The sequence below is a fragment of the Deinococcus betulae genome, from assembly GCF_020166395.1.
GTDB classification, from domain to species: domain Bacteria; phylum Deinococcota; class Deinococci; order Deinococcales; family Deinococcaceae; genus Deinococcus; species Deinococcus betulae.
Window position 1 is genome coordinate 52,622 of record NZ_JAIQXU010000009.1, and the last position, 13,838, is coordinate 66,459.

Here is a 13,838-nt window from a genome sequence, read left to right on the forward strand (position 1 = left end):
GCCCTGACCGGCCCATGCAGTGCGGGAATCGTGCGGTCAATCGAGGCTTGCCCTCAGGGCCTGTACTGCGCGGCAAACAATCTCACGTCGGCGTCGTCCACCTTGCCGTCGCCACTCAGGTCACCCACCGGGGTCGTCTTGCCGTGGTTGTTCATCAGCACGGCCAGGTCGGCCAGGTCAATCTTGCCGTCGCCATTCAGGTCGGCGCCGCTCAGGCGGGTACGGGCAGAGGCGGGCGTCCAGTCGGTCAGGCGCAGTTCGCGCGCCAGCTCCGCGCGCAGGGCGTCTTGCAGCGGCAGCGGCCCCCGCGGGTTGAACTCGATGCGCCGCTCACCGTTGACGGTGACCACCCGCGCCGCCACATCCGGGTTAAAGGGCGCCGCGCCGCCCAGGGCCAGCACCACGCCGCTCTTGGTGTCCAGCGTGACCGGCAGGTCGGGACTGCTCAGGGCCGTCAGGGCCGCCTGCACCGCCCTGGTCAGCTCGTCGCCCTGGGGCCGCAGTTTGACGGTGGCGGCCTGGGCGCCACTGGCTAGAGGGGCCAGCAGCAGCAGGGTCAGCAGCACCCGCTTCATGGCGTTCCCCGCGCGGCCACCAGGGCCTCACGCAGCTTAGCCGGGTCGGTGATGGTGCCGGCGTCCACACGCCCGTCGGTTACCGGGTAAAAGCCCTGGTTAAAGCCCACAAAGGGACTGTCCAGCCGCGCCGTGTACAGCAGCGCCACCACCTCCAGCCCCGGCCGCAGGGCCGGCACGTCGGCCAGGTCTTTGAGGACGAACAGGGCCGGGGCGCCCTCCTGCTTCGGCAGCTGCGCGGGGTCGCCCGCAATGGTTTCGGTGACTGTCAGCGGGTAAACCAGATAGGTCACGGCGCCGTCTTTGACTTCCACGCTGGTGCCCAGCTTGGCGCGCACAATCACCTCGGCCTTCTTGGCCTGCTGGGCCAGGGTCAGGGTGGGGGCGGTGGTGGCCACGGCCAGCGAAGTCAGCAGGGCCGCGCCGGTCAGGGCGGTGCGGAGGATGGCCCTCATTTCTGGTCTCCGGGCGCCGCCGGCGGGGGCGTCACTGGGGCTGGTGAGGTGCTTGGAACAGTCGGCGCTGGTGTGGCTGGGGCTGGCGCCGCCGGGGTCGTCCCTGACGTCCCGGTTGGGGTGGTCGTGGGCGCTACGGCCGGCGCCGCTTGCTGCTCGGCTGCTTTTTGCTCTGCGGCCTTCTGCTCCGCCGCTTTCTGGTCAGCGGCTTTTTGTTCCGCCGCCTTCTGCTCGGCCAGCTTCTTTTCCTCGTCGGGGAAGAGCTTCTGGGCCAGCAACTTGCCCTCGCCGTCGCGGCCCTCGTAGGCCAGGACAGGGCTGGCGAGGGTCACCATGGCAGTGGGTTTGACGGTCAGCAGCGCCACTCGCGCAGCGGTGCGCGGCAGCGCCTTGAAGCCGATGTCCACCAGCACGCGCCGCCCCTCCTGGCGCCAGAACACCACGTTGCTGCCCTCGGGTTGCACGCGCGTGACGGTCACGCCGGCTGGCAGCTCCCATCCAAAGCGCGCGGCCCGAACGGCGCGCGGCGCGTTGATGGTCAGTGGAATGCGGGTCTCGCCGCGAATCTGGCCGGCCGGCAGGTTCAGGGCCAGGCTCAGGGGCGGCAGGTCCTGCACCGTCAGCGTGACGGTTTTCGACCTCGTGCTGAGGGTCGAATCGGTGACTTCCAACGTGAAGGTGTAGGTGCCGGTCTTGGTGGGGGTGCCCACCAGCTGCTGCCCTTTGAGGTTGATGCCCGGCGGTAGGGTGCCGCCCGTCGCGCGTACGGTGTACGGCCCCGCTCCACCCGCCACGGTCACTGGGGCCGTGTACGGCTCGTTTAGGTACACCGGGGGCAGCCCGGACGGCGCCTCGACAAACGCCAGGGCGTCGCGCCCGGTGGTGGCCGAGGTGCCGGTGATTTCCTGGCCGCAGCCAGCCAGCGCGCCGGCCAGCAGGGCGCCCAGCAGCCACGCACCCGCGCGGCCCGTCGAACGGGAAAGTGCCATATGCACAGCAGTTTACCCGTGTCCCCGCCCTGCTGCGGTGAGGTCTGCATGTGGGCGGCCCGGCGGCGTCCTCTGAGCTGGGAACTATTGGCCTCAGGGGGTGAACGCAGGCCAGAGCCAGCAGAGCAGCTTGCGGCTTGGGCCTCCGCCAGGCACGACGGTCTAGGGGTGTTCTGAGCTGGTCACGGCACCGCAGGCCATGTTCTGAGTCTTTTGACAGAGTTGAGCGGTCCCCAGTCGCATTACACTGCCCGCCATGACCATGACACTTCCCGCCCCGCCCCGCGTGGGCGAGCGCCTGGGCTGCTACACCGTGCAGCGCGTGGAACCTCTCCCCGAGATGAGCGGCACGCTGGTGCTGCTGACCCATGACCTGGGCGCCCGGCACGCCCACGTCATTCGCGCCGACGACAACACCACCTTTGGCGTCACCTTCCCCACGGTGCCCAGGGACAGCACGGGCGTGGCGCACATCCTGGAGCACGTCGTCCTGATGGGCAGCCAGCGCTTTCCCGTCCCAGACCCGTTTTTCTCCATGATTCCGCGCTCGCTGAACACCTTCATGAATGCCATGACGGCCAGCGACTGGACCACCTATCCCTTTTCCACCCGCAACGAAAAGGACTTTTTCAACCTGCTCTCGGTGTATCTGGACGCGGCGTTCTTTCCGCTGATGCGCTACGAGAGCTTCCGGCAGGACGGCCACCGCTTTGAATTCGAGACGCCCGACGACCCCACCACGCCGCTGAAGATGCAGGGCGTCGTCTACAACGAGATGAAGGGCGCGATGGCCAGCCCTAGCTCGGTGATGTGGCGGGCGTTCGGCAAGGCGCTGTACCCGGACCTGACCTACGCCAACAACTCGGGCGGCGCGCCGGGTGATATTCCGGGCCTGACCTACGACGCGCTGCGGGCCTTTCACGCCGCGCACTATCACCCCGGCAACGCCTTTTTCTACACCTACGGCGCCCTGTCCCTGGAGCGCATCCTGGCGGAGATTGAAGCGCACGTCATGTCCCGCTTCTCGCCGCAGGTGCTGGATGTCAGCATTCCTGACCAGACCCCCTTCTCGGCGCCCCAGCGCGAGGCCGTGCGCTACCCCAGCAGCGACACCGAGCGCGGCGCGCAGGTGCTGGTGGGCTGGAAACTCGGTCACAGCAGCGACCCGCACCTGAACCTGCGCTGGAGTGTGCTGAGCGACGTGCTGCTGGGCAACCCGGCGGCGCCCCTGACGCGCCCCCTGATTGAATCGGGCCTGGGCAGCGCCCTGAGTGACCTGAGCGGCTACCGCGATTCCTTCCGCGAGGGCGCCTTTGCGGCGGGCCTCAAGGGCCTGCCCGCCGGCAAAGCCGCCGAGGTGGAAACCCTGGTGCTGGACACTCTGCGCGAGATTGCCGGGGCGGGCCTGGACCCGGAGCTGATTAGCAGCAGCCTGCACCAGTTTGAAATCATGCAAAAAGAGGTCAGCAACAGCGGGCAGCCTTACGGCCTGCAGGTGATGTTCCGGCTGCTGGGACCGTGGCTGCACGGCGGCGATCCCGTGACGGGCCTGCGCCTGGACGACGCCCTGGACGCCCTGCGCGCCGACCTGGCGGCTGGCCCCGTCTTCGAGCCGCTGCTGCGCGCCCTGCTGGATAACCCCCACCGCGTCACCCTGGAACTGGTGCCTGACCCCGCCCTGGCCGCCCAGGTAGAAGCCGACGAGGCCGCGATGGTGGCCCGCCTGAGCGCCGACTTTACCCCCGAGGACCGCGCGCGCATCCTGGCCGACAGCGCCCGCCTGAAGGAAGTGCAGGGCCAGCCCAGCGACCCGAATATCCTGCCCACCCTCACCCTGGCCGATGTGCCTGCTCAGGTGCCGGCCGCGCCGTATATCACCCAGAGAGAGGCACACGTTCAGGTGGCCCGCGCGCCGCAGCCCACCGGCGGCCTGACCTACCTGGACCTGCGCCTGCGCCTGCCGGCCCTGCCGGATGACCTGCTGGACGCGCTGCCCCTGTACACCTACGCCCTCACGCGCAGCGGCGCGGCCGGTCAGGACTACGCTGAGCTGGCCCGCCGCATTGAGGCCGTGACTGGCGGCGTCAGCGCGAGTGTGGGCGTGGGCAACCCGCCGGACGATGTGGACGCCCTGCGCCTGGCCGTGACCGTGAGCGGCAAAGCCCTGTCCCGTAACGCTCCCGAACTGGTGGGTGTGCTGCGCGATCTGCTCGTGGCCCCCGAGTTTACCCGCGAGCGTCTGGAGCAGCTGCTCAAGCAGCGCCTGGCAGGCTTTAAAGCCAATGTAGTGAGCAGTGGCAACGTGTACGCCGAGCGCCTGGCGACCGCGCAGGTCAGCCTGTCGGGAGCGCTGAGCGAGCGCTTTGGCGGCCTCTCGGCGCTGGCCACCCTGCAGCGCACCGTGGAAGAGGACGGTCTGGAAACCCTGCTGCTGCAGTTCGCCCGCTTGCAAGCCCTGCTGCTCAGCAGTGAGGCCCTGCTGACGGTCACGGCCACCGAGGCCGACCTGGGGCTGGACGTGAGCGCCCTGACAGAGCCCCTGACCGGCAGCGCCCCAGTCGGTCGGCCTGCCCCGGCGTTGGCCCCCCGACAGCCGCAGGCCCGCACCACCGACACGCCCGTGTCGTACAACGCGCTGGCCTGGCCCACGGTGCCCTACACCCACCCGGACAGTCCGGCGCTGCTGGTTCTGTCGCGGCTGCTGCGCGGCGAATACCTGCTCTCGGAAATCCGGGAAAAGGGCGGGGCCTACGGGGGCGGCGCCAGCTTTGAACCCCGCACCGGCCTCTTTGCCATGAGCAGCTACCGCGATCCCCACATTGCCCGCACCTTCGGCGTGTTTGCGGCAGCCCGCGACTTCCTGAACACCGAACTGGGCGACCGTGAACTGACCGAGGCCATTCTCTCGGCCAGCAAGGTGCTGGACCCGCTGACCAGCCCGGACACGGCAGGCTCGGCGCGGGTGTTCAGCGACAGTGCCGGCTACACCCCCGACGTGCAGGCGGCGTACAAGGCCAGCCTGCTGGCCGTCACCCTAGCCGACCTGCGCCGCGTCATGGCCGCCTGGCTGACCCCAGAGCGCGCCGCTTACGGCGTGGTTACCGGCCGCGACCCCAACGAGGATACGGGTGTGCAGGACCTGGGCCTGACGTTCGACGTGCAGAGCATCTAAGCCGGGCAAGACGAGGGGCCGCCAGCGTGATGTTGGGCGGCCCCCTTCTGCTGCGGTTTAACTCCAGTTCCACACTGTCGGCTCGTACTCGTATGACCCGACGCCTAGGCGGCGCAGGTGGCCGAGGGCCTGAAAGGGAAAGTGGTAGCCCGTGACCCAGAGCCCTTCAGTGACAATCCGGTCAAAGATGGTCTGCCGGGTGCGGGCCGCCAGCGCGCCGTCGGTGTCGAAGCTGACGTACGCCCCTTCGTGCTTCAGAGACAGCAGGAAATGTCCGCCGGCGTCGCCCAGCACCATGACGCCACTGGGGCCGCTGCCTGCCAGCAGGCTCAGGTGCCCGGCGGTGTGGCCCGGTGTGGCCACCGTGGTCAGGCCCGGCAGGATGGTCTGCCCTGGCTGCACCAGGGTGAACTTGTCTTTCAGGGCGATCAGGTTGGCCTGCACGGCGGCGCTGGGGCTGGCCTGGGTTGCCCAGAAGTTGTATTCGGCTTCCCCCATGAGGTGCTGGGCGTTGGCGAAGGTGGGCGAGCCGTTCGTGGTCAACCCGCCGATGTGGTCGCCGTGGCCGTGCGTGATGAAGACGGCCGTGATGCTGCCCGGCTCAATGCCTGCCCGGCCCAGATTGGCCGCCAGCTGCCCGCCCGTGCCGCCGCGCCCGGTGTCCACCAAGATGCGCTGCGTGCCCATCTCCAGCACCACCGGATTGAAGTGGTTCACCGTGTTCGCAGCGGCCACGCTGTACTCGGTCAGGGTGGCGGCAAACTCGGCCTGGCGCTCAGGATTGGCGCCCCAGGTGGGCAGCAGCGCAGCCAGCGGCGCCGCGCCGTCACTAACCACCGTGAGGGTCATGTCCCCAATCCTTTGCCGGTAAAAACCGTTGCCGTTCATGGGCAGAGCAGGGGTGGCCGGCGCAGCGGGTGTGGCGGGTGTCGCTGGGGTGGCCGGCGTCGTCTGGGCGCGGGCCAGCGGCGAGGCGGCCAGGACGGCCCCGGCCGCCCCCAGCAGCCGCAGGGTGTCGCGGCGGGCGTTGGGCTGAAGATCAGGAAGGGCGGGCGCAGCGGGGTCAGGGGCCATGACAGAAAACCTCCAGAAGAAAGGCGGCGGCAGGCGGCAAGTCGGACGCCTTCACGTTAAATGGCCCGGCCACCGTCAAGGTGTTGCCGGGCCTGCCTTTTCTGCCTGAAGACCTTCAGGCTTGCTTGACCCTCAGCTCATGCGGGCTGGAGTGCACTGTAAAAAGAGGCGCTTCAGGTGGAGTGAGCTGACAGAGACGCGCAGCCGAGGCGGCGCCAACTTTGGGACTGGCGGCCTCAGTGTGCGCGCAGCCAGGCCAGCAGCTCGGGCTCGGCCAGCGGCGGGGTGATCGCGTACCCCTGCGCGGCGTCACAGCCCAGGTCACGCAGCACATCCAGCTGCTCCTGGGTCTCCACCCCCACCGCCACTACCTGCAGGCCCAGGCGGTGCGCCAGGTCGATGGTGGCCTGGGTCAGCGTCAGCGATTTCTCGTCGCCGGGCAGGCGGGCGGTCAGGGTGGGGTGCAGCTTGACGGCACTCAGGGGAAAGCGGGTCAGGGCGGTCAGGCTGCTGGCGCCCTCGCCGAAATCGTCCACGCTCAGGCGGGCGCCCAGAGAACGCAACTGTTCGAGCAGCCCCAGGGTTTCCTGACTGTGGTCGAGCAGGCTGCCGGCCGCCACCTCGATGTCGGGTGCCCCCTCGGCCGAGAGCAGCGGCAGCAGCCGGCGCAGGCCCGCGCTGCGGCGCAGTTCCTCCAGGCCCAGGTTCACGCTGACCGCCCACTCGCTGTAGGCGCCCGCCAGGGCGCCGCGCACCGCCTGGCGGCCCAGCACGGCTTCCTGCACGACCCATTCGCTGATATGGGTAATCAGTTCGCTGCGGCTGGCCAAGTCCAGAAAGGTGCTGGGGCTCAGCATCCCCAGGGTGGGGTGATTCCAGCGCAGCAGGGCCTCGGCGCTGAGCGCCCGCCCGCTGCGCAGCGACACGGCCGGTTGGTAAAGCAGCGTGAATTGGCCCTTGTCCAGCGCGCCGCGCAGCGCCTCTTCCATCTCGAAGGCGCGGGCCACCTGGGCGCGCAGGGCCGGATTAAAGACGCTGTGCTGGTCGCGGCCCTGCCGCTTGGCGTGCTGCATGGCCACCTCGGCGTCGGCCAGCGGCGTGTCCCCGGCGGCGCCCGCCACCCGGCTGGCGGCCCCCAGCGCCCCCGTGATGGCCACGTCGCGGGACCCCGCGCGCAGCGGCACCTCCAGCGCGCCCTGCACGCGGGCCAGCGCCGCCGCCTCGTCCAGACCGGGCAGCAGCACGGCAAACGAGTCGTCGGCCAGTCGGGCCGCCTGGCCCTGCGTCTCGGCGGCCAGGTCATTGAGGCGCGCGGCCACCTGAATCAGCAGGCGGTCGCAGGCGGTGCGGCCCAGCGCCGCGTTCAGTTCGGTAAAGCCGTCTAGGTCCAGGCAAACCACCGTGGCACCTTCGCCTGCGGGCTGCGCGCCGCCCAGGGCTTCACGCAGGCCGGTGCGGTTGAGCAGGCCGGTCAGGGCGTCGTGGCGGGCGTCATGGCGAATCTTGGCCTGGGCGCGGCGCAGCGCCGTCAGGTCCCGCAGGGTCAGCAGCACGCTGCCGCGCGACCCGCCGGCCTCGCCGCCCACGCCCGCCGCGCGCAGTTCCATCTGGCGCACGGTGCCGTCGGGCAGGGCCAGCAGAATTTCGCGGCGCAGCGGCAGCTTCAGGTCGCGCCATTCGGGCACCGTCAGCGGCTCGCCGTCCGGGGTAAAGAGGCGCACGCCCAGCTCGCTCATGACCCGCGACACCGCCAGGCCCACCAGCCGCGCGGCGTCCACCCCCAGCAGGCCGGCGGCCCGCTCGCTGACCAATTGGGCACGGCCGGCGTGATCCACCAGAATGGTGGCGTCCTCCGAGAGCGACAGCACCTGATTCATCACGCCCAGCGGCGCGCGCCCGGCCTGGCTGCTCAGCTCGCCCTGCGCGACCAGCAGGCCCGCTTCCGAGGTCCGGCGCACGCTGAGGCTGAGGGTGCCGCCCGCCGCCAGCTCGACGTCCGAGCGGGCCGCGCCGCCCATCGCCGCCAGGCGCACGAGGTCGCGCACCGGCTCGGACGGCACGTTGGCAAAGCAGGGCCAGACCCACAGCGGCGCCCCGGTCGTCACGGGCGCCGCCGCCGGCAGCAGTTCGGTCAGGCCGTGGCTGGCCTGCAAGACTGCCCCTGATTCGGACAGCAGCGCCGCCGGGGTTTCGGTGTCCAGCAGCGCCGAGACCCGCGCGGCGCGTTCGTATTCACCGCTGACATCCTGCAGGGTGAGCATGACCCCGGCGGAAGCCGCGCCGTAGTAGGGCCTCGCCTCGCCGCGCACCCACAGGGTCTGCCCACCCTGTTCCAGCTGTTCGTCGGGGAGGCGCACCGACCGCCCGGCCCCGGCCTGCGCCAGGGCGCTCAGCCAGCCGGGCCGGTCCTGAAAGACCTCGGTGGCGGGGCGGCCCGTGACCTCGGCCTCGCTGATCCCAAACAGTTCCAGAAAAGGCCGGCTGACCTTGCGAAACGCCAGGTCGCCCGTCAGCCAGGCCGTCGCCACCGGCAACTGCGTGACCAGCACCTCGGTCTCGCGGCCCTGGCTGTCCACCCGCGCGGCGGCCAGCAGCATGGTCAGCACCTGCGCGGCGGCGTCGGGGACGGCCGGGCCATCGGACCACAGCAGCCCCAGCAGCGCGCCGTCGCGGGTCAGCCAGGTCATCTCGCCGCGCTCGAACCACTCGTCGGGTGGCACGAGGTCGGGGCCAGCACTCTGGGCCGGGGCGCCGGCCTGAACGCGCAGCACCTCCTCGCCCAGCGAGGCCAGCAGGACGGCGTGGGGGGCGTGAACGCGCAGCAGGTCACTCAGGGCCGACTGCACGGCAGAAAAGGTTGCCGCAGGACTCATGCTAAACCTCGGTTCAGGCCGCGCAGCGGCGCGGGAAGTGAGAAAACGCAGACAGGGCGCACACCTGGCATCGTGTCACGTCAAGTCTTACCGCCTTCGTGCAAACTCCGGACACTGGGGCGGGGGCAGCGGCCCTACTGCCCGCCAAACAGGCCAGGGTCAATCGGGGCGCTGGCCGCCACCGCCCGCCCCACACTGGCCGCGTCCGGTTCGGTCAGCAGTTCAGCGGCCTCGGGGCCGCCCACCACCGCTTCTCGCAGGGCCAGCCCCGCCGAGACGCCCCAGCGCACCAGCTCCGTCAGGGCGCGCCGGCCCGCTGGCCCAAAACGTGGCCCAAAAGCGCGCGCCAGCACTACCGTTTCGTCTGGCAGATGCAGCAGCGCGCCGTACGCCGCGTTTTCCCGTTCGCCCTGCCGGTCGGTAACCAGAATCAGCTGCCCGCCCGAAAGGTGGGCGCTGCCAAAGCGCGCCTGGACCGCGGCCCACGATTCCTGTGGGGCGCCGCCCACGCCCAGCGGCTCTGTAATGTTCATGGGTGCAGCATAGCCCTGTGCCCCTGGGCGCGCACTATTCTGGGCGGCATGAGCGCCCCCCTCTCTACTCTTATCGCCCAGGCACGGGGCGGCCGCGTCGTGCGCACGCCGTTTCTGAACGCCGACGATATAGACCGCCGCCTGCTGACCGGCGACGACCTGAAACACAAGCTGGCCGGCGGCTTTCCCGACGCCCGCCGCGTGGTCCTGACCCTGTACCCCGCCCATATTCCCGAAGTGGACAGCGGCGTGACCGTCTACCGCGTGACCCCGGATGAGGGCGGCCCGCCCTGGGACCTGCAGGACTTCAGCGTGCAGCTGCGGCGCCTGGGCCTGAACGAAGACCAGTTGGGCGACCTGCGTGAGGAACGCGGCGGTTTTCTGCTGGCGGCCACGGGCAAGGCCGCGCAGGCCCTGAGTGCTCTAAGCGAATTGGGGGGTCGCCCGGTGGAGGTTGAAGAGGTCGGCGAGAGCGCCGGCAAAGGCAGCAAACTGCGCGAGGTCGTGGTGCCGTCCATGCGGGTGGACGTGGTGGGCGCCAAGGGCTTTGGGGTCAGCCGCGCGTACTTTCAGCAGGGCATTGACGGCGGCAAGGTGCGCTTAAATGGAGCACCAGCGCGTGCCAGCAGCGAGATTCGGGAAGGCGACAGTCTCAGCGCCGATGGCCTGGGCCGCATTGACTTTAAGCGTGTGGTCAACGAAACCCGGCGCGGCAATTACAAGGTCGAACTGGACGTCCACAAGTAACCGTGATTGACCTGACCGCGCGCAATCCGGTGCCCAACCCCAGCGACCTGACGGCCGAACTGGTGCCCAGTCCGCGCTACCGGCAGGTGCGCTTTGAGACCTACCATCCCAACCCCGATTACCCCAGTCAGGCGGCGGCCCGCACGGCCCTCCAGGCGTTTTTGAAGGGCGCACAGGTGAGGCCCGGCGGGTTTCGGCTGTTTCGCCGCGCCAAGCCCGAGGGCCGGGGGCTATACCTGGACGGCGGCTTTGGCGTGGGCAAGACGCACCTGCTGGCCAGCGCCTGGCACGCCGCGCAGGGCACCGCCGCCCTGATGAGCTTTCAGGACCTGATGTACATCATCGGTGCCCTGGGCATGATCCGCGCGGTGGACGCCTTCCGGCAGCACGATCTGCTGCTGATTGACGAGTTCGAGCTGGATGACCCTGGTAATACGCATATGGCCAATACCTTTCTGGGCCAGCTGATGCCCGGCGGCACCAGCGTCATCGCCACCAGCAACACCGAGCCTGGTGCGCTGGGGCAGGGCCGCTTTAACGCCACCGACTTCCAGCGGCAGATTCAGGGCATTGCCAGCCGCTTTGACACCTGGCGTATTGACGGCCCCGACTACCGGCAGCGCGGTGTGCGGCCTGAAGACACCCTAAGCGCCGGAGAAGACGCCGTCTGGGAAGCGCGGCAGAATCCGGTCACATTGGCCCGTATCAGTCACCGGGACCTGAGCCGGCATCTGCTGCAGGTGCATCCCAGCCGGTTCGCGCAGTTGCTGCACGGGGTTGGGGCGGTGGGGGTCACGGACCTGGCGGCCATGCCTGACCAGAACGTGGCGCTGAGATTCGTGCACTTTATTGACAAGCTGTATGACCTGGGGCTGCCGGCGGCGTTTACGGGGCAGAGTCTGGGGGGGCTGTTTATCGATACGTACCGGCATGGGGCGTATGCGAAGAAGTACAGCCGGTGTTTGTCTCGGCTTTCGGAGGTGTTGAAGGAGGCGCGGGTGGGGTGAAGGGGGTTTGTGCATATTCGTTTGCTCCGATTGCCCCACCCCCCAGCCCCCTTCCCCAGAGGGGTAGGGGGAGCAGACGTTGGCACTGGGCAAGAGTTCCTACTGGCGTCGGCCAGCTTGCGCTGTTCGTTTTCGTGTCTGGCCTTGACGCCATCCGCTGCCCCACCGCAAGGGCCTGCGCGCTGCGCGCACAATGGCCTCGCCTGGACCTGGGCGGGAACGGGGCAGGAAGCCTTGGCGCGGCCCGCAGGTTCTACTTTCAACAGCAAAAAAAGGCGCCTTTGCTCTTGCGTCTTTGAAAAGTAGAACATCTTGTTTTAAGCGTCCCACTCTGCAGCCGTACAGGGCAAGCAACGGAAGCCGTCGTGCGCGCAGCGCGCGGGCGTGAGACGATGGGCGGCAGGTGTGCCACGGCGTCCACAGCGCTGAAAAGCCTGGCCTTTCCGCCGCGCCACTTATCCCTGCCGAGCGCAGCGGTGCTCCCCCTACCCCTTTGGGGAAGGGGGCTGGGGGGTGGGGCAAATCAGTAAACGAATACATCTAACCAGCTTCGTAAGTCTCTACGCACTCCCCCGCCGCATCCGCTTCTCCGCCTCAATCGCCCGCTGCAAATCCTGAATCTGCCGCAGCAGCCCCAGCTGCTCTGTGGGCGCCGCCCCCGCCACCTGCGTCTTGAGCAAATCCACCTCGGCCCGCAGCGCGTCAATACTCAGCCCCACCTGAATGTCGTCCACCGCCGCCGCCGCATAGGCCCCCACCTTCTGCTCGTACTGCTGGCTGTTCTCCCGGCCAATAGTGCCCGCATCTCGCCCCTCAAACATCAGGCGAATCAGCAGTTGCTCCTCTGGCTGTCCCCGGAACACTTCCAGAATGTCGTCGGGGCTCTGGGCGCCGCGCGCCGCCAGCATGACCTTACGCACCGCCTCGTTGCGCCAGGGCATGGAACCGTCCAGCTTGGCCAGCAGACTCGGGTCCACCAGCAGTTGCTTTAGCAGCGCCAGCTCGCGGTCTTCCTCGGCGCGGGCGGTGCTCATGCCCGCCAGGTGGGTGTCGGTCAGCGTGCGGCGTTTGGCCTTGCTGGCAATCCATTCCATCAGGGCGTCGGGCTTGATGCCCAGCGTTTCGCAGGCGGCCGCCCGCACCCCCTCGGCAATCTCATCCAGGGGGTCGAGGTTCTGCATGCGGGGCAGCAGTTCCATCAGAATGCGGCGCTTGCCCTCGCTGGTGGCGGTGCCGTGTTTTTCAATGGCAGCCTGCACGCGGTAACGCACCTCGTCCAGGCCACTGGCCAGGGCGCGGCGCAGGCTCTCGTCATCGCCGGCCAGCAGGGTGTCGGCGGGGTCTTTCCCGCTGGGCACCGAGGTGGCGCGCACCCGGAATTTGGCCCCCAGCACCTGATCCAGCCCCGAGAGGGTGGCTTTCAGCCCCGCCTCGTCGCGGTCAAACAGCAGCACGAGGCTCTGGGCGCCCAGGCGTTCCAGCAGCGCGGCGTGTTCGGCGGTCAGGGCGGTGCCCAAGGACGCCACGGCCCCCGTAAAGCCGTGCTGGTGCATGGTAATCACGTCCATGTAGCCTTCAACCACCACCAGATCAGCGCCACTGCCCAGGCCCGTGCGGGCTTTATCCAGGCCGTACAGCAGTTCACCCTTGCGGAACGCCTCGGTTTCTGGCGTGTTCAGGTATTTGGGTTTGCTGTCGTCCAGTACGCGGCCCCCAAAGCCCACCAACCGGCCCAGATGGTCGCGGATAGGAAACATGACGCGGGCGCGAAAGCGGTCGTACACGCGGCCAGATTCCGGGTTCTCGGTCAGCAGGCCGGCCTCCAGCAGTTGCCGTTCGCTGACGCCCTTCACGCGGGCGTGCTTGAGCAGGCCGTCCCAGCCGTCGGGCGCGAAGCCCAGTTCAAAGGCGTCAATGGTCGCCGGGGTCAGGCCACGCCGGGCCAGGTAGTCGCGGGGCGCCGCGCCCAAGGGTCCGGCCAGGCTGTCGCGGAAATAGCCCAGGGCAAAGGCGTTCACGTCGTACAGGTCGCGGCTGCTGCGCTCGCCGTACTTGGCTTCTACCTGCACGCCCGCCTTCTCGGCCAGTTTGCGCAGGGCGTCCCCGAAACTCAGGTTCTCGGTGCGCTGCACAAAGGCAAACACGTCGCCGCCCGCCTTGCAGCCAAAGCAGTAGAAGTAGCCCTGCTCGGTGTCCACCTGGAAGCTGGGGCTCTTTTCCTTGTGAAAGGGGCACAGGCCCTTCAGGCGGCCCTTGCCGGCCGGGGTGAGGCGCACGTATTCGCCCACCACGTCCGCGATGTTCAGCCGCGAACGAACGTCCTCCTTGGTGCCGATGTGTCCTCACCCCCCTGGACCCAGCGGCCCGATAGACGGCCAGTGTACTCTGCCCCTACGTGTTCCGGCTAGAGCCA

General features: G+C 69.0%; 10 protein-coding genes. 3 read left to right on the forward strand and 7 right to left on the reverse strand.

Features of this window, described 5'->3' with window-relative positions; all coding sequences use genetic code 11:
• Positions 1-53 precede the first annotated feature (53 nt).
• From K7W42_RS08845 to K7W42_RS08855, 3 genes are read right to left on the reverse strand one after another with little or no spacing between them, the layout of a single operon-like run.
• The gene (locus K7W42_RS08845) at positions 54-575 is read right to left on the reverse strand and encodes a hypothetical protein (protein WP_224573996.1); all 522 of its coding nucleotides are present in this window, start codon (positions 573-575) and stop codon (positions 54-56) included.
• Entirely contained in the window at positions 572-1,030 is a 459-nt protein-coding gene (locus K7W42_RS08850; protein ID WP_224573998.1) for a hypothetical protein, read from the reverse strand. The genes K7W42_RS08845 and K7W42_RS08850 overlap by 4 nt, the downstream gene beginning before the upstream one ends.
• A complete protein-coding gene (locus K7W42_RS08855; RefSeq protein ID WP_224573999.1) occupies positions 1,027-2,019 on the reverse strand; it encodes an Ig domain-containing protein in 993 nt (330 codons plus the stop codon). Before K7W42_RS08855 ends, K7W42_RS08850 begins: the two co-directional genes overlap by 4 nt.
• A gap of 256 nt (positions 2,020-2,275) precedes the next feature.
• Here K7W42_RS08855 and K7W42_RS08860 point away from each other — a divergent pair, with 256 nt between their 5' ends.
• Positions 2,276-5,191, forward strand: a complete 2,916-nt coding sequence (locus tag K7W42_RS08860; RefSeq protein ID WP_224574002.1) for an insulinase family protein — start codon at positions 2,276-2,278, stop codon at positions 5,189-5,191.
• Positions 5,192-5,248: 57 nt separating this feature from the next.
• Here the strand turns inward: K7W42_RS08860 and K7W42_RS08865 are convergent, their stop codons facing one another.
• The 3 genes from K7W42_RS08865 to K7W42_RS08875 all read right to left on the reverse strand — a co-directional run bounded on the left by K7W42_RS08865 (position 5,249) and on the right by K7W42_RS08875 (position 9,671).
• Entirely contained in the window at positions 5,249-6,265 is a 1,017-nt protein-coding gene (locus K7W42_RS08865) for an MBL fold metallo-hydrolase (RefSeq protein WP_224574003.1), read from the reverse strand.
• A gap of 236 nt (positions 6,266-6,501) precedes the next feature.
• Positions 6,502-9,138 carry a sensor domain-containing protein gene (locus K7W42_RS08870; RefSeq protein WP_224574007.1) on the reverse strand — a complete coding sequence of 879 codons (2,637 nt, stop codon included), beginning with the start codon at positions 9,136-9,138 and terminating at the stop codon, positions 6,502-6,504.
• A gap of 134 nt (positions 9,139-9,272) precedes the next feature.
• Complete coding sequence (locus K7W42_RS08875; RefSeq protein WP_224574009.1) at positions 9,273-9,671, reverse strand: DUF3197 domain-containing protein; 399 nt, start codon at positions 9,669-9,671, stop codon at positions 9,273-9,275.
• A gap of 48 nt (positions 9,672-9,719) precedes the next feature.
• On the opposite strand from K7W42_RS08875, the gene K7W42_RS08880 reads away from it, so the two are divergent.
• Positions 9,720-10,418, forward strand: a complete 699-nt coding sequence (locus K7W42_RS08880; RefSeq protein ID WP_224574010.1) for a S4 domain-containing protein — start codon at positions 9,720-9,722, stop codon at positions 10,416-10,418.
• Positions 10,419-10,420: 2 nt separating this feature from the next.
• The gene (gene zapE / locus K7W42_RS08885; RefSeq protein WP_224574011.1) at positions 10,421-11,425 is read left to right on the forward strand and encodes a cell division protein ZapE; all 1,005 of its coding nucleotides are present in this window, start codon (positions 10,421-10,423) and stop codon (positions 11,423-11,425) included.
• A 560-nt stretch (positions 11,426-11,985) separates the two neighbouring features.
• Here the strand turns inward: zapE and dnaG are convergent.
• A complete protein-coding gene (gene dnaG / locus K7W42_RS08890; protein WP_224574142.1) occupies positions 11,986-13,761 on the reverse strand; it encodes a DNA primase in 1,776 nt (591 codons plus the stop codon).
• Positions 13,762-13,838 lie beyond the last annotated feature (77 nt).

Bases quoted from the DNA above. Each gene is read 5' to 3' on its own strand.
- K7W42_RS08875 (WP_224574009.1), bottom strand. From the start codon at position 9,671: ATGAACATTACAGAGCCGCTGGGCGTGGGCGGCGCCCCACAGGAATCG.
- K7W42_RS08880 (WP_224574010.1), top strand. From the start codon at position 9,720: ATGAGCGCCCCCCTCTCTACTCTTATCGCCCAGGCACGGGGCGGCCGC.
- K7W42_RS08865 (WP_224574003.1), bottom strand. From the start codon at position 6,265: ATGGCCCCTGACCCCGCTGCGCCCGCCCTTCCTGATCTTCAGCCCAAC.
- K7W42_RS08870 (WP_224574007.1), bottom strand. From the start codon at position 9,138: ATGAGTCCTGCGGCAACCTTTTCTGCCGTGCAGTCGGCCCTGAGTGAC.
- K7W42_RS08850 (WP_224573998.1), bottom strand. From the start codon at position 1,030: ATGAGGGCCATCCTCCGCACCGCCCTGACCGGCGCGGCCCTGCTGACT.
- K7W42_RS08855 (WP_224573999.1), bottom strand. From the start codon at position 2,019: ATGGCACTTTCCCGTTCGACGGGCCGCGCGGGTGCGTGGCTGCTGGGC.
- K7W42_RS08845 (WP_224573996.1), bottom strand. From the start codon at position 575: ATGAAGCGGGTGCTGCTGACCCTGCTGCTGCTGGCCCCTCTAGCCAGT.
- K7W42_RS08860 (WP_224574002.1), top strand. From the start codon at position 2,276: ATGACCATGACACTTCCCGCCCCGCCCCGCGTGGGCGAGCGCCTGGGC.